This window comes from Streptomyces sp. CA-210063 (assembly GCF_024612015.1).
Lineage (GTDB): Bacteria > Actinomycetota > Actinomycetes > Streptomycetales > Streptomycetaceae > Streptomyces.
Genome location: NZ_CP102512.1, coordinates 1,782,719 through 1,797,099, shown reverse-complemented (window position 1 = coordinate 1,797,099; position 14,381 = coordinate 1,782,719). Strand labels below are relative to the sequence as shown.

The following is a 14,381-nucleotide window of genomic DNA, read 5'->3' as shown; positions in this document are numbered from 1 at the left end:
GCGTGGCGGCGGCCCTCCCGATCCGTCGTCCCTCACGGAGACCCCCATGCTGAACATCGCGGACACGCTGTACGACTGGTGCCGCGAGGCACGTCCCTTCGCCCTCGCCACCGTCGTCCAGGTCAGCGGCAGCGCGCCCCTGCCGCCCGGTACCGCACTCGCCGTGGACGCGGACGGCAATGTGGCCGGCAGCGTCTCCGGAGGCTGCGTGGAGGGAGCGGTCTACGAACTGTGCCGCCAGGTCCTGGCCGACTCCGGCGCCCCCGCACGGTCCCGTTTCGGCTACTCCGACGACGACGCCTTCGCCGTGGGCCTGACCTGCGGCGGCGAGATCGACGTGCTGGTGCAGCGAGTGGACCCGGTCGACCAGCCCCACCTCACCCTTGCCCTCGACGAGGTACGGCGAGGCGGACCCGCCGCCGTGGCGCAGGTGGTGGACGGGCCGGAGGAACTCCTCGGCCGCAGCCTGTGCGTTCTCGGCGACGGCAGCGCGTACGACGGAACCCTGGGCGGCGCGCGAGAGAACAGGGCGGTCGCGGCGCAGGCCCGCGCCCTGCTCCGGGCGGGCCGCATCGGGTTGGTCGAGGTGGGAGGGGACGCCGACACCTGCCCCGAACGGCTGACCGTCCTCGTCCACACCCGCGCGCCCCGCCCCCGCATGCTGATCTTCGGCGCCGTCGACTTCGCCGCCGCCCTCAGCCAGGCCGGAGCCTTCCTCGGCTATCGGGTCACTGTCTGCGACGCCCGCCCGGTCTTTGCCACTGCCGCCCGCTTCCCGTACGCCGACGAGGTGGTCGTCGACTGGCCGCACCGTTACCTGGCCGGCACCGAGGTGGACGCCCGTACCGCCGTGTGCGTGCTCACCCACGACGCCAGGTTCGACGTCCCGCTCCTGCGCCTGGCCCTGAGCCTGCCCGTGGGGTATGTGGGTGCGATGGGCTCCCGGCGTACCCACGACCACCGCCTGGGCCTGCTGCGGGAGGCGGGCGTGCCGGAGACGCATCTGGCCCGTCTCCACTCACCGATCGGCCTGGACCTCGGTGCCCGCACCCCTGAGGAGACGGCCGTCTCCATCACCGCGGAGATCATCGCCCATGCCCACCACGGCACCGGGCTGCCTCTCTCCCATGGCTCCGGGCCCATCCACGAGCCCCTTGCCGCGAGGGGTTGGGAACTGCCGCCGGTGTACTGAGCGGGAGTGGCTTTTGGTGACTATGAGTGAGTGCCGGGGTCGGATGCGGCTGTCGATGGCCGCCGAGCAGGACATCGCCGTTGTCGCGGTGGATCCGGCGTACACCAGCCGGTGGGGTGCCCAGCACTGGCAGAAACCCCTGACCACCCCACGACGCAAGATGTCCCGGCACGATGCGGCGAGCATCGCGGTCGGGCGACGCGCCCTCGGGCACCCGATCAGGCTGGGGGCACCTCCCAGGCCCTTAAGGCACTGGGGGAGGACGGCACCGCCCCCGCAGCACCGGAGTGATGCTGCGGGGCATCGGACTGTCCAGGCCCGACCGGAGACCCGGCGGCGTGAGGAACCCCGCCCCCCACCTGCCCGGACCGCGCACCGGATGCGCGCCGCCCGGCGGTGGAGCGAAAGCGGGGAACCAGGGTGCCCAACACCGTTCGGGGCAGCCGGCTGAGCATGAGTCCTGGCACCAGGACTCACTCCCACTCAGTCTTTAGGAACGGTGCCCTGGCAGGTCACTGAACACCGCTACAGGGCACAGCCCGGCCTGCCACATCGCGGCGCCGCGGAGCAGGCTGAATGCTCGTAGGAGATCTCTTCCTCGGCAAGGCCCCCTTTTTTCGATCACAGGAGACAGACGATGGACAAGGACGTAGCGGTCATCATCGGTGCGGGCGGTATCGGCCTGGCGATCGCCCGTCGCGTGGGCATCGGCCGCACCGTGCTGCTCGCCGACTACAGCGAGAAGGCACTGGGCGTCGCCGCCGAGCAGCTGCGTGGCGCGGGCTATGACGTGACCACGCACCTCGTCGACGTCTCGGAGCCCGACGCGGTGGCCCGGCTCGCCGACGCCGCCGCGGAGCTGGGCCCGGTCACACAGGTCGTGCACAGCGCCGGAGTCTCGCCCGTACAGGGCACCACGGAGCAGGTCCTGCACGTCGACCTGCTCGGCACCGCACTGGTCCTCGACGAGTTCGCCCGCGTCATCGCGCCCGGCGGCGCCGGTGTCGTCATCTCCAGCATGGCCGGCCACATGGCGGGCGCCTACCCGTACGACACCGAGCACGCGCTTGCGAGCACCCCTGTCTCCGAACTGCTCGCCCTGCCCTTCCTGGCCCCCGAGAAGGTGGGTGACTCCGGTGCCGCCTACGCCCTGTCCAAGCGGGGCAACGCGCTGCGCGTGCAAGCCGCCGCCGTCGAGTGGGGCAGGCACGGTGCCCGTATCAACTGCATCAGCCCCGGCATCATCTCCACGCCGCTGGCCCAGGACGAGATGTCCGGCCCAGGCGCCGAGGGGTACCGCCAGATGATCGAGACGTCAGCCGCCGGACGCATCGGCACCCCCGACGACGTCGCCGAGGCAGCGGCCTTCCTGCTCGGTCACCAGGCCGGCTTCATCACCGGGTCCGACCTCCTGGCGGACGGCGGTGTGATCGCGGCTCTTCGGGCCGCGCAGGTGTGGCCTGTGGGCCGGGCACAGAGCTGACGCCGAGGGCTCCGCCGGAAACGCGTGAAGGCCCGTCGATCGTCTGCGGCATCGTCGTGGCTGGTCGCGCAGTTCCCCGCGCCCCTTTGGGGCGCTGCCGAACCGTAGTCGGCAGGCGCCCGCTGTCCCACCGCCCCTGAACGCTGCCACCGTCCGCGCCATCGAGAGGAACCCCGCCGTGCCCCGTCCCACTCCGAAAACGCCCTGGGCCGCGGCCTGCGCCGCCGCCGTACTGATGCTCGCGGGCTGTACGTCGGGGAGTTCGGGCGGTGAGGAGGAGCCCGCGTCGGCCGCCGGAACGGACAACGCGGGCTCGGGCTCCTCGCGCGTGCGGGTCCTGCGGACCGTGACGCAGGGACTGAACACCCCGTGGGGCATGGCCGCTTTGCCGGACGGCGACCTGCTGGTCTCCTCCCGCGACGACGGCACGATCACCCGCGTCGACGCGGACAACGGCACGACGACCGAGGCCGGCACCGTGCAGGGAGCGCGGGACCTGCCCGGCGAGGGTGGCCTGCTCGGGCTCGCCGTCTCCCCGGACTTCGCCTCCGACCGCCTGGTGTACGCCTACCTCACGACCACCTCGGACAACCGCATCGTCCGCATGCGGTACGACACCTCGCGCCCACAGGGCGAGCAACTGGGCCGTCCGGAGACCGTGTTGGAAGGAATCCCCACCGGGACCTACCACAACGGCGGTCGGATCGCCTTCGGCCCGGACGGCATGCTCTACGCCGGCACCGGTGAGACGTGGGACAAGCCGATCGCCCAGGACCGGGACTCGCTCGGCGGCAAGATCCTGCGCATGACCCCCGAGGGTCGGCCCGCCCCCGGCAACCCCGAGCCCGACTCGCTCGTGTACTCCTCCGGCCACCGCAACCCGCAGGGTCTGGCCTTCGACGACGACGGGCAGTTGTGGGCGTCGGAGTTCGGGCAGGACACCTGGGACGAGCTGAACCTGATCCGGCCTGGCCGCAACTACGGCTGGCCGGAGGTCGAGGGCAGAAGCGACCGGGCGGGCTTCACCAATCCAGTGGCGCAGTGGACTCCCGCCGAGGCCTCACCCAGCGGCATCGCCTACGCCGAGGGCGCCATCTGGATGGCGAGTCTGCGGGGCGAGCGCCTGTGGCGCATCCCGCTGGACGGCTCCAGGATCGCGGGCGAGCCGTCGGCCGCGCTGGAGGGCTCGTACGGCAGGCTGCGCACGGTTGTCGCGGCGGGCGGTGACAGGCTGTGGCTGGTCACCAGCAACACCGACGGCAAGGGCTCCCCGGAGGACAGCGACGACCGGATCCTGCTGGTCCGGGTGTCCTGAAGGCACACGGCGGGGGCCACCCCCGGCCGAACATCCCGCAGCTGTACGGGAGTTCGGCCGGAGGTGCCGCCGTTCGGTTGGTGCGAGGCGGTCAGCGGGGCGGTGCTTCGACGCCCGTCAGCGCGAGGGACGCTGCCGGAAGCCGGGCACCGTGGATGGTGACCTGCGCGACGGCGGCGTTGAGCTCCTGGAGTTCGTCGGGGCTGAACCTGATCTCTTCGGCGCCGATGTTCTCCAGGAGGTGGGACAGCCTGGTGGTGCTGGGTATCGGTACGATCCACGGCTTCTGGGCCTGCAGCCAGGCGAGGTCGATCTGGGCGGGCGTGGCGCCCTTGCGTACGGCCCAGTCCTGGAGCAGCTGTACCAGTGGCATGTTGGCGGCCATGTTGTCCCGGCTGTTGCGGGGTGCCGCGGTCCGGCGGTCTCCCTCCGTGAACCGGGTGTACGGATTGATCGTGCCGGTCGTGAAGCCCGTGCCCAGGGGCGAAAAGCACACGAAGCCGATGCCGAGTTCCTCGCAGAGCGGCAGGACCTGCTCCTCCGGTCCGCGCCACAGCGTGGAGTACTCGTTCTGGATCGCGGTGAGCGGCAGGACCGCGTGGGCCCGGCGGATGGTCCCCAGTCCCGGCTCGGACAGGCCCCAGTGCCGCACCTTGCCTTGAGCGACGAGGTCCTTCACCGTGTCCGCGACGTCCTCGATCGGGACGGTGGGATCCACCCGGTGCTGGTAGAGCAGGTCGATGTGGTCCGTCCGCAGGCGCCCCAGTATGCCGTCGACGACCTGCCGGATGCGATCGGGACGGCTGTTCAAGCCGGTGTTCGCTCCGGTGTCGGGGTCGATGTTCCAGCCGAACTTGGACGCGATCACCACGTCGTCGCGGACGGTCCGGAGGGCTTCGCCGAGGATGCTTTCCGACTCGAACGGTCCGTACGCCTCGGCCGTGTCGAAGAACGTCACCCCCTGGTCGAATGCTGTACGGACGAGGGCGACCATGTCCCTGCGGCTGGTGACCGGACCGTAGAGGTTGCCCGGCATGGTCTGGGTGCCGAGGCCGATGCCGGAGACCTTCAGGGAGGCGGGCCCGGACCCGAGCCTGCGATGACCGGTCTGTGTGATGGCCGCGGTCACCTGGTTGCGACGGCCGACGGTACCCCTGGCGCCGATGGCGGACGATGCCGCTTGCGCCTGTGCCAGGGTGGCCGGCCCGGCCACCGCCGAGGTGGCTGCCAGACCGGCCGCGCCCATCAGGAAGCCGCGACGACCGCGACCGGTCGAGTTGCCGTTCGGCGTGCTGTCCTGTTCGTGCATGAACTACATCCCTCATGGTCGTCGGTTGAGAGCACCCTCGGTGCGTCACCGCATCACGGCGATGAAGAAGCAGATCGCGCCGGAGATGAGCACCTGGGCACTTCGACCGGCGGCATCGGCCCACGTCCGTGACGTCGGAAGACGGCCAGGCCCGTTCGGTGACGGGCGCGTTGTGTGGTGCCGATGTTGCCGGGGGTCAGCAGGATTCAAGCAGAGGGCCCGCCAGGGTGGGAGGCCGTGCTGTACCACGCAACGGCAGTGCCCCCCAACGCCCGTGCAGAGCCCTCTCGGCCTGGCTCGGGCCGCCCGTAGCGTTTGGTTGCAGGTTCAGGTGTCGACGCCCTGTGAGGTTTCGGCACCTGTGGAGAAGGACTCCTGCCCACGGTTTCTGACGTCCGACGGCCACGGGGTTGCGGCTCACGGGGCCGAGACGGGCTGCGAGCGCGTCAACTCGCGCCGGAGATCGTCGAGACGCTGCCGGTAGCGGGTCACGTTGTCGAGCTTTGTCTGCTCGTAACCGCGGACCTCGTCCGGGAGACCGGCGATGGTCACAGCGAGAGCGTGGTTCGTGGGGTCGAGGAACCGGAGGACCTCTTCGATCACGCGACGGTATTCGGCGATCAGCTCGCGCTCCACCCGCCGCACATGGGCGTAGCCGAAGAGGTCGAACGGTGTGCCGCGCAGCCGTCGCGCGCCGGCGAGCAGGCGGAACACCGAGGTGAACCATGGGCCCAGGGAGACCTTCCCGCGCATGCCCGGACCGGCCGGTCACGTCGGCCGGCCGCACCGACCTCACGCGACCAAGGGAGGCGTCCTCTGTCGTCCTGTCGTCCTGAAGCACCGGCCGGCGGCACACGGAGAGCTCCTTTGACCCGGCCCCTTCAGGGATGACGTGCCGGCCGACCACCGTCTCACGGAATCGCCGCAGGGCAGGAGGCGCGCGAACCCACATCATCGACCCAGTCGATGCCGATCATGGCGATCCAACCAAGTCGCCCCAGATCGGCCAGGTCTGAGCCGCCGGCACGACCGGCTTTGACAGCCAACCCAGTCCGCGCAGGTCAGAGACTTCGACCGGATTGGGTTGGTTGTCAACGGACAGCGACACGTCGGAGGCTCGGGCCACAAGCTGGGAGCACCGCAGGCCGGCCCCACCCGACCCGGCCGATGCGGCGCTACGCCCGTCGGGACGCGGATGCCGTTCGAGACGACATCCGCGTCGCGGGAATTCTCTCTGCATGCCGATCGAGTCCAGGCGGCGTTTCGGTGCTCAGACCCGTGTCGGTACGTCGACCCTTGCCGACCGGTCAGGAGAAAAAGACGGGCAGGCGCGGAACATAGGGTGCTTCAAGAGCGTCGACCTCGTCGTCGGTCAGCTCGATGTCGAGCGCGGCGACGGCGTCGGCGAGGTGGTGCGGCTTGGTGGCGCCCACGATCGGGGACGAGACCACCGGGTTCCTGAGGACCCAGGCCAGTGCGATCTGCGCCATGGACACCCCGCGCCCCTCGGCGATCTTCTGCACCGCGTCGACGATGGCCTTGTCGCTGTCGAGGAAGAGCGGCCGGCCGTTCATGTCGACCTGACGGTCCTCCTCCGACCTGCGCGTCGTGCCCTGCTCGCCCCAGGGGCGGGTCACCCTTCCCCCGGCAAGGGGGCTCCAGGGGATGCTGCCCACGCCCTGGTCGGCGAGCAGGCCGTACATCTCCCGCTCCTCCTCGCGGTGGATCACGCTGTAGTGGTCCTGCATGGACACGAACTTCGTCCAGCCGTTGGCCTCCGCGGCGTGCTGCATCTTGGCGAACTGCCACGCCCACATCGACGAGGCGCCGATGTAGCGGGCCTTGCCCGCTTTGACCACGTCGTGCAGCGCCTCCATCGTTTCCTCGACCGGTGTCGCGGGGTCGAAGCGGTGGATCTGGTAGAGGTCGACGTAGTCGGTGTCCAGCCGTCGCAGCGAGGCGTCGATCTGCTCCATGACGGCCTTGCGCGAGAGCCCCGAGCCGCCCGGCCCCTGATGCATGGGCTGGAACAGCTTCGTGGCGAGGACGATGTCGTCGCGCTGGGTGTACTTCCGTAGCGCGCGTCCGACGATCTCCTCCGAGGTGCCCAGGCCGTAGATGTTGGCGGTGTCCCAGAACGTGATGCCGAGTTCGACGGTCTGCCGGAAAATCGGCTCTGCCGCCGTGTCGTCGAGCACCCATGGCATCCGTTTCGCGGGATCGCCGAAGCTCATGCAGCCGAGCGCGATACGGCTGACCTTCAGGCCCGAGGTTCCCAGACGCGTGTACTCCATGACCAACTTCCTCTGACTGATCTGTGGGACTGCTCTGTTGTCGTGTTCGGCCGATGCCGGCTCAGTAGTAGCGGCCACCGGTCGGGGTGGGCAGGGCGTCGAGTTCGGCGAGGTCCTCGCCGCTGAGCCGCACGTCGGCCGCGCCGGCGTTGTCGAGCAGGTACTTGGGGGTCTTGGTGCCGGGGATCGGGACGACGTACTCGCCCTGGGCCAGCACCCACGCCAACGCCACCTGAGCAGGGGTGGCACCGATGCGGTCGGCGATCTCGCGGACCTTGTCGGTGATGGCGCGGTTGATCGCCAGAGCGTCGTCCTGGAAGCGGGCCAGGCCGCGCCGGAAGTCCTCCCGCGGCAGGTCGTCGTTCGAGGAGAAGCGGCCGGTGAGGAAGCCCTTGCCGAGCGGTGAGTACGGCACGAAGGCCATGCCCTGCTCCTCGCAGTACGGCAGCACCTCGGTCATCCAGTCCCGCGTCCACAGCGACAGTTCGGACTGCACCGCCGTGACCGGGTGCACGGACTGGGCCCGCCTGATCTGCTCGACGCTCACCTCGGACAGACCGATCGCGCGGGCCTTGCCCGCCTCCACCGCCTCCGCCAGCGCGCCCACACTCTCCTCGATCGGCACACTCGGATCGACGCGGTGCAGGTAGTAGAGGTCCACGTGGTCCGTGCCCAGGCGCCCGAGACTCTCATCGAGAGAACGACGGATGTGCTCCGGACGGCCGTCGAGACCGGTGACAGCACCGTCCTTGGCCAGCACGCCGACCTTGGTGGCCAGTACGGTGCGCTCCCGGTGGCCGTCTGCCAGAGCTCGCCCGACCAACTGCTCGTTCGTGTAGGGGCCGTACACGTCGGAGGTGTCCAGCAGGGTCATTCCCAGGTCGAGGGCCTGATGGATCACCGAGACCATCTCGGCCTCGTCGCGCGGGGTCGCCTGGTCGTAGCTGAAGCTCATGCCCATGCAGCCCAGGCCGACGACGCCGACCTGGGGTCCCTTGGTACCGAGGGTGGTGGTACGCATGCTGTTCGTCCTTTCGGTCTTCGGTGGGTCGGACCGGTGTTCGGTGCGCGGGCGACGCACCGGCCGGGGGAGTGCTGTGTCAGTCCGCGAACCCGGTGCGGGAGGCTCCGGTCCTCGACGCGTGCGCCGAGTCGGACGCCGCCAGGTCGAGCAGGACCATCGCGTCGTACTCGGTGCTGCCGGGCTCGGCGTGGTACACGACCAGCCGGTGGCCGGGTGTGCCCTCCAGTTGCATCGACTGGTAGCCGAGGGTGAGGTCGCCGACGTCCGGGTGGTGGAACGTCTTGCTGCCATACGAGTGGCCGCGGACGTCGTAGCGTTCCCACAGGCGGGCGAACTCCGGGCTCTTGAGCAGGAGTTCACCGGCGAGCTGGGTGAGGTCGGGGGCGTCCGGATCGGTGCCGGCCAGGGCCCGCAGGCGGGCTACGCAGCCGCGGACCTGGTTGCCCCAGTCGTCGAAGAGGTCGCGGGCGGTGGGGTGGAGAAAGACGTAGCGCGCGATGTTGCGCTGTCTCGCCGGCCAGTCCTCCATTCCGGCGAGCAGTCGCAGTCCGCCCGGGTTCCAGGCCAGTACGTCGCCCGTGCGGCTGACCACGTGCGCGGGCTGGGGCCGCATGGCCTCCAGCAGGAGCTTCACTCCGGGCCGAACGGAGCGGCTGGGCGCGGTGGGCCGTTCCGGAGCGGTACGGGCGGCGTGCGCGGCCAGGCTGCGCAGGTGGTCGTGTTCCGGCTCCTCCAGCCGGAGGGCGCGGGCGAGGGAGTCGACGACGGACGGGCTGGGGTTGGTCTCCTTGCCGCGCTCCAGCCGGGTGAAGTAGTCGATGCTGATCCCGGCGAGGGTGGCCAGTTCCTCACGGCGCAGTCCAGGCGTACGACGCGGGCCGGTACCGGGTGGCAGGCCGACCTCCTCGGGGGTCACCTGGGCCCGTCGGGCGCGTAGGTAGCGCCCCAGCTCGGTGCCGCTGCTGTGTTGCTCACGATCCATGTCTTCCGAGTGTGGGGACGCCACGACCTGGGTGGAAGGCGGGTGGGGTGCCCTGTCACGGCACTGAACAGCACTCCGGGCTGCAACGCGGTCTGCCACATGGCGAGCCGGAGGCGCAGGCTTGATGCTCGTAGAACGTCTCCGCTCCCGGCAGCCGCGCACCGCGACGATCCAGCGCGTGGCCGCGCTCGGAAGGCCACTCGGAAGGCCACGGGGACGGACTCGGCGGCCACCCGGCTGCCCGGCACCACCCCGTCCTTTTGGAGAAACCGTGCTCACCGTCAACGCCTATGCCGCGACCTCCGCGACCGAACCGCTCGCCCTGACCACGATCGAGCGTCGTGACGTCGGTCCGCACGACGTCCTCATCGAGATCAAGTACTGCGGCATCTGTCACTCCGATTCCACTTCGTCCGCGGTGAGTGGGGCCCGCAGACCTACCCGGTCGTCCCCGGCCACGAGTTCGCCGGCATCGTCACCGAGGTCGGCTCCGAGGTCACCAAGCATGCTGTCGGCGACCGGGTCGGCGTCGGTTGCATGGTCAACTCCTGCCGCGAGTGCGCGAATTGCCTCAAGGGCGAGGAGCAGTACTGCCTCAAGGGCAACACCCTGACGTACGGCGCCGTCGACAAGGACGGCACGCTCACCCAGGGCGGCTACTCCACCCACGTCGTGGTGACCGAGGACTTCGTCGTACGCATTCCCGAAGGGCTCGGGCTGGACGAGGCGGCCCCGCTGCTGTGCGCGGGCGCCACGACGTACTCCCCGCTGCGCCACTGGGGCGCGGGCCCCGGCAAGAAGGTCGCCGTGATCGGCCTGGGCGGTCTCGGCCACCTGGGCGTCAAGCTCGCACACGCGATGGGCGCCGAGGTCACCGTCCTGTCGCAGTCGCTGAAGAAGATGGACGACGGCCTGCGCCTGGGCGCGGACGCCTACTACGCCACCAGCGACCCGGAGACCTTCGAGAAGCTGGCGGCACCTTCGACGTCATCCTGAACACCGTGAGCGGGAACCTCGACCGGGGCGCCTACATGAACCTGCTGGCCCTGGACGGTGCGTTCGTCACCCTGGGCGCCTCCTCGGAACCGGAGATCTCGTTCCCCACGTTCGCCGTTGTCGCCAACCGCCGTGTGTTCACGTACTCGCTGATTGCCGGCATCCGTGAGACCCAGGAGATGCTCGACTTCTGCGCCGAGCAGGGCATCGGCGCGGAGATCGAGGTCATCCCGGCCGAGAAGATCAACGAAGCGTACGAGCGCGTCCTCGCCTCCGACGTGCGCTACCGCTTCGTGATCGACACCTCGACGCTGGCCTGATCAGCGGGCCCTCACTGGGTGTCAGGGGACGGTGAGAACGACCTTGCCGTGGGCCTGGTGGGAGCGGAGCCGTTCGGCGGCCTGGGCGGAGGTGTCGAACGACAGTGTCGTGTCGATCAGGGGCCGTACCCGTCCGTCGGCGACCGCGGGCAGCAGTTGCCGGCCGGCCGTAGCGATGACGGAGCCGAGTTCGGCGGGCTGGGTGAAGCCGAAGGAGACTCCCCGGACGCGCAGGTGACGGTAGGACAGGGCGTCCAGGTCGATGGTGGAGGCAGCCTGGTCGAGGCGGCCGATGTTGACCACGGACCCGTCGGTGCGGGTGGCGGGCAGGCAGGCGGCGAAGGTCTGGCCGCCGACGTGGTCCAGGGCCACGTCCATGCCCTCGCCGCCGGTCGCGTTCAGCACTGCCTGGGCCAGATCCTGCTCACCGGTGACGATGACGGTGTCGGCTCCGGCCTTCTCCAGGAGTTGCCGCTTGGCGGACGACCGGGTGGTGGCGATGATCCGGCTCGCGTTCAGGGCGCGGGAGATCTGCACGCCGATCAGGCCGATGCTGGAGGTGGCGCCGGTGATGAGCACCGACTGTCCGGCCTGGAAGTCGGCCACGGTGAGGGCGCCGTGTTCGGTCAGCAGCCCGGTGGGCAGCGCGCACGCTTCCTCGTAGCCGAGTTCGTCGGGGACGGGCAGGACGTGGCGGTGATCGGCCAGGACGTACTGGGCGAAGCTGCCCGGTGTCGTGCCCATCACGCGGCTGCCGACGGCAGGCGTCTGGACGCCCTCCCCGACGGCGGAGACCTCACCGGCGAACTCGAAGCCGGCCTGGTACTCCTTGCCCGTGCCGCCGGAGGTGGAGTCGGCGGCGGCGAGCATGGAGGCGTCCGCGTTGTTGAGCGCCACCGCGTGGGCGCGCACCACGACCTGACCGGGACCCGGCTGCGGTACGGGGACCTGACGTGGTGTCCAGTCGGGTCCGGCCCCGCCGAACAGGGCGGTCATCGTCTCGGGCATGGGCACTTCTCCTTGGCGTACGGGGTCAGTGGCTGCGGGTGCGCGGTGCGGTGTACTGCTCGTCGGTGATGTGCTCCAGCCAGGTGGTTTCGGGCCTGTCGTCGTCCGGGGCCGTGCCGTCCCACAGGGCGAGGTGCTGCATGAAGTGTTCTTCGGCGGCGCCGTGCCAGTGCTCCTCGCCGGGCGGGCAGGTCACCGTCTCGCCGGGGTGCGCCTCGTAGACGGTGCCGTCACGGGTGCCGATCAGGGCGATGCCGGCGACGACGTGGAGGGTCTGGCCGACGGCGTGATGGTGCCAGGCGGTACGGGCGCCGGGGGCGAAGCGCACCATGTTGGCGCGGATTCGGGACGGCTCCTGGCCTGCGTGGATGACGTCGAACCAGACGTCACCGTTGAACCAGCCCTCGGGTCCCTTGCCGGTGGGCTGCGGCTTGACGAATTCCATGAGTGTTCCTTGAGTCGTTCGGGTGGTTGGGGCCGGGTGGTCAGGCGGCGTCGTCGTGGGAGAGGCCGGTGCCCAGGGCGCGGGAGGCGCTCGCCTGGTCGGTGATTTCCTTGCCCTTGCCCTCGGCCGTGGGAATCGCGTCGTCGCCGGCGACGAACCGCAGTGGCGGCTGGTCCAGGTCGATGACCTTCAGCAGGGCGTCGGCGAGCTTGGCGGGATCGCCGGCCTGTTGACCGTTCATGGACTGCCACATCTTCTTGGTCTCGGCGGTGCGCTCGGCGTAGTCGTCGAGGGACAGTTCCGCCCAGCTGGTGGAGGCGTCCACCAGCAGTTCGGTGCGGAAGAAGCCGGGTTCGACGATCGTGGTGCGGATGCCGAACGGTTCCAGGTCGAAGTGCAGGGACTCCATCCAGCCCTCGACGCCGAACTTGGAGGCGGCGTAGGCGACGCAGAACTCCTGGCCGACCAGGCCGGCGATCGACGAGATGGTGACGACGTGACCGGCGCGCTGGGAGCGCATGACGGGCAGGACGGCGCGGGTGACGTTCATCGGGCCGAACAGGTTCGTCTCGATCTGCGCCCGCATCTGGGCGTCGGAGATCTCCTCGAAGTAGCCGGCCTGGAAGGTGGCGGCGTTGTTGATCAGCACGTCGATACGGCCGAACTTCTCCGTGGCGGCCTGGGCCGCGGCGCGGGCGGCGTCCGGGCTGGTGATGTCCAGGGAGGTGGCCAGCAGGTTGTCCCGCTCCCCGCCGAGGGCGTCGATGACCTTCTGCGGGTTGCGGGCGGTGGCTACAACCTGGTGACCGGCGTCCAGGGCCTGCCGGGCGATGTCGGTGCCCAGGCCGCGCCCGGCACCGGTGACGAAGATGACCTTGCTCATGGGGAGTGCTTCCTGCTGTCGAGGGGGAGGGGCCGCCCAGAGGGGGCTCAGCTCAGCGTGGCGATGTCGATGACGAACCGATAGCGCACGTCGGAGGCCAGAACACGCTCGTACGCCTCGTTGATCTTCTCGGCCGGGATGACCTCGATCTCGGAACCGATGCGGTGCTCGGCGCAGAAGTCGAGCATCTCCTGCGTTTCGCGGATGCCTCCGATCAGGGAGCCGGCGAGGGCCCGCTGTCCGCCGAGGAGGGTGAAGACGTTGAGTGAGACGGGTTCGGCGGGAGCGCCGACGTTGGCCATGATGCCGTCCGTGGCAAGCAGCGACAGGTAGGCGTCGAGGTCGATCCGGGCGCTGACCGTGTTCACGATGACGTCGAAGGTACCGGCGAGCTGCTCGAAGGTGGCCGGGTCGCTGGTGGCGTGGTAGTGGTCGGCGCCCAGACGCAGACCGTCGTCCATCTTCTTCAGCGACTGGGAGAGCACGGTGACCTCGGCGCCCATCGCGTGCGCGAGCTTGACGGCCATGTGGCCCAGCCCGCCCAGGCCGACGACGGCCACCTTCTTGCCGGGGCCCGCGCCCCAGCGGCGCAGCGGTGCGTAGGTGGTGATGCCCGCGCACAGCAGTGGCGCGGCGGCGTCGAGTCCGATGCCCTCGGGGATGCGGAGGACGAAGTCCTCGGTGACGACGATGTGGGTGGCGTAGCCGCCCTGGGTGAGGCGACCGTCCTCGCCGAGGGAGCCGTAGGTGAGCGTGTTGCCCTGGAGACAGTACTGCTCCCGGCCCTTGCGGCAGTTGACGCATTCTCGGCAGGAGTCGACCATGCAGCCGACGCCCACCCGGTCGCCCACGGCGTACCGGGTGACGTCGGAACCGACCGCACTGACGACGCCGGCGATCTCGTGGCCGGGAACCAGAGGGTATGTCTCCTCCCGCCAGTCGCTGCGGGCGTGGTGGATGTCGGAGTGGCAGATGCCGGTGTACTTGATCTCGATGAGGACATCGTGCGGGCCGACCTCGCGTCGGTCGACCGTCATGGGGACGAGCGGCTCGGTCGCGGAGGTCGCTCCGTACGCGTTGACGGTGAACATGGTTCTCCAATCAGTACCGGTGCGGGTACGTCACGGGTG

At 70.0% G+C, this 14,381-nt stretch carries 12 protein-coding genes and 2 pseudogenes; 5 read left to right on the top strand and 9 right to left on the bottom strand.

Annotation, left to right across the window (positions count from 1 at the left end; all coding sequences use genetic code 11):
• The first annotated feature begins 46 nt into the window (after positions 1-46).
• The 4 genes and pseudogenes from JIX56_RS07735 (at position 47) to JIX56_RS07720 (ending at position 3,990) form a co-directional block, all read left to right on the top strand.
• Positions 47-1,192 carry an XdhC family protein gene (locus JIX56_RS07735; protein ID WP_257538023.1) on the top strand — a complete coding sequence of 382 codons (1,146 nt, stop codon included), beginning with the start codon at positions 47-49 and terminating at the stop codon, positions 1,190-1,192.
• A 40-nt stretch (positions 1,193-1,232) separates the two neighbouring features.
• Positions 1,233-1,686 (top strand): annotated as a pseudogene (locus JIX56_RS07730) (IS200/IS605 family accessory protein TnpB-related protein); the annotation flags it as partial.
• Between the two features lie 143 nt (positions 1,687-1,829).
• Positions 1,830-2,675, top strand: coding sequence for an SDR family oxidoreductase (locus JIX56_RS07725; protein ID WP_257538022.1), 846 nt, complete (start codon positions 1,830-1,832; stop codon positions 2,673-2,675).
• Positions 2,676-2,910: 235 nt separating this feature from the next.
• Complete coding sequence (locus JIX56_RS07720; protein WP_257550777.1) at positions 2,911-3,990, top strand: PQQ-dependent sugar dehydrogenase; 1,080 nt, start codon at positions 2,911-2,913, stop codon at positions 3,988-3,990.
• A 91-nt stretch (positions 3,991-4,081) separates the two neighbouring features.
• Here the strand turns inward: JIX56_RS07720 and JIX56_RS07715 are convergent, their stop codons facing one another.
• From JIX56_RS07715 to JIX56_RS07695, 5 genes are all read right to left on the bottom strand, one after another.
• Positions 4,082-5,299: an aldo/keto reductase gene (locus tag JIX56_RS07715; protein ID WP_257538021.1), complete on the bottom strand. Its 1,218-nt coding sequence runs from the start codon at positions 5,297-5,299 to the stop codon at positions 4,082-4,084.
• 417 nt (positions 5,300-5,716) lie between these two features.
• Positions 5,717-6,052: a DUF6537 domain-containing protein gene (locus tag JIX56_RS07710; protein WP_257538020.1), complete on the bottom strand. Its 336-nt coding sequence runs from the start codon at positions 6,050-6,052 to the stop codon at positions 5,717-5,719.
• Between the two features lie 554 nt (positions 6,053-6,606).
• Complete coding sequence (locus tag JIX56_RS07705; protein ID WP_257538019.1) at positions 6,607-7,593, bottom strand: aldo/keto reductase; 987 nt, start codon at positions 7,591-7,593, stop codon at positions 6,607-6,609.
• Positions 7,594-7,654: 61 nt separating this feature from the next.
• Positions 7,655-8,614, bottom strand: a complete 960-nt coding sequence (locus tag JIX56_RS07700) for an aldo/keto reductase (protein ID WP_257538018.1) — start codon at positions 8,612-8,614, stop codon at positions 7,655-7,657.
• Between the two features lie 79 nt (positions 8,615-8,693).
• On the bottom strand, positions 8,694-9,599 hold the full coding sequence (locus tag JIX56_RS07695; RefSeq protein ID WP_257538017.1) for a helix-turn-helix transcriptional regulator: 906 nt from the start codon (positions 9,597-9,599) through the stop codon (positions 8,694-8,696).
• Between the two features lie 271 nt (positions 9,600-9,870).
• On the opposite strand from JIX56_RS07695, the pseudogene JIX56_RS07690 reads away from it, so the two are divergent.
• Positions 9,871-10,915, top strand: a pseudogene (locus tag JIX56_RS07690) (NAD(P)-dependent alcohol dehydrogenase).
• A 21-nt stretch (positions 10,916-10,936) separates the two neighbouring features.
• On the opposite strand, the gene JIX56_RS07685 reads toward JIX56_RS07690, so the two are convergent.
• The 4 genes from JIX56_RS07685 to JIX56_RS07670 are packed head-to-tail and all read right to left on the bottom strand — an operon-like array spanning position 10,937 to position 14,342.
• A complete protein-coding gene (locus tag JIX56_RS07685) occupies positions 10,937-11,923 on the bottom strand; it encodes a quinone oxidoreductase family protein (RefSeq protein WP_257538016.1) in 987 nt (328 codons plus the stop codon).
• A 25-nt stretch (positions 11,924-11,948) separates the two neighbouring features.
• Positions 11,949-12,368 carry a (R)-mandelonitrile lyase gene (locus tag JIX56_RS07680; RefSeq protein WP_257538015.1) on the bottom strand — a complete coding sequence of 140 codons (420 nt, stop codon included), beginning with the start codon at positions 12,366-12,368 and terminating at the stop codon, positions 11,949-11,951.
• A gap of 40 nt (positions 12,369-12,408) precedes the next feature.
• Complete coding sequence (locus JIX56_RS07675; protein WP_257538014.1) at positions 12,409-13,251, bottom strand: SDR family oxidoreductase; 843 nt, start codon at positions 13,249-13,251, stop codon at positions 12,409-12,411.
• A gap of 47 nt (positions 13,252-13,298) precedes the next feature.
• Positions 13,299-14,342 (bottom strand): NAD(P)-dependent alcohol dehydrogenase, encoded by a 1,044-nt coding sequence (locus JIX56_RS07670; protein ID WP_257538013.1) that lies wholly within the window; start codon positions 14,340-14,342, stop codon positions 13,299-13,301.
• Between the last annotated feature and the right edge of the window lie 39 nt (positions 14,343-14,381).

Bases quoted from the DNA above. Each gene is read 5' to 3' on its own strand.
- JIX56_RS07685 (WP_257538016.1), bottom strand. From the start codon at position 11,923: ATGCCCGAGACGATGACCGCCCTGTTCGGCGGGGCCGGACCCGACTGG.
- JIX56_RS07710 (WP_257538020.1), bottom strand. From the start codon at position 6,052: ATGCGCGGGAAGGTCTCCCTGGGCCCATGGTTCACCTCGGTGTTCCGC.
- JIX56_RS07720 (WP_257550777.1), top strand. From the start codon at position 2,911: ATGCTCGCGGGCTGTACGTCGGGGAGTTCGGGCGGTGAGGAGGAGCCC.
- JIX56_RS07675 (WP_257538014.1), bottom strand. From the start codon at position 13,251: ATGAGCAAGGTCATCTTCGTCACCGGTGCCGGGCGCGGCCTGGGCACC.
- JIX56_RS07705 (WP_257538019.1), bottom strand. From the start codon at position 7,593: ATGGAGTACACGCGTCTGGGAACCTCGGGCCTGAAGGTCAGCCGTATC.
- JIX56_RS07725 (WP_257538022.1), top strand. From the start codon at position 1,830: ATGGACAAGGACGTAGCGGTCATCATCGGTGCGGGCGGTATCGGCCTG.
- JIX56_RS07680 (WP_257538015.1), bottom strand. From the start codon at position 12,368: ATGGAATTCGTCAAGCCGCAGCCCACCGGCAAGGGACCCGAGGGCTGG.
- JIX56_RS07700 (WP_257538018.1), bottom strand. From the start codon at position 8,614: ATGCGTACCACCACCCTCGGTACCAAGGGACCCCAGGTCGGCGTCGTC.
- JIX56_RS07735 (WP_257538023.1), top strand. From the start codon at position 47: ATGCTGAACATCGCGGACACGCTGTACGACTGGTGCCGCGAGGCACGT.
- JIX56_RS07670 (WP_257538013.1), bottom strand. From the start codon at position 14,342: ATGTTCACCGTCAACGCGTACGGAGCGACCTCCGCGACCGAGCCGCTC.
- JIX56_RS07695 (WP_257538017.1), bottom strand. From the start codon at position 9,599: ATGGATCGTGAGCAACACAGCAGCGGCACCGAGCTGGGGCGCTACCTA.
- JIX56_RS07715 (WP_257538021.1), bottom strand. From the start codon at position 5,299: ATGCACGAACAGGACAGCACGCCGAACGGCAACTCGACCGGTCGCGGT.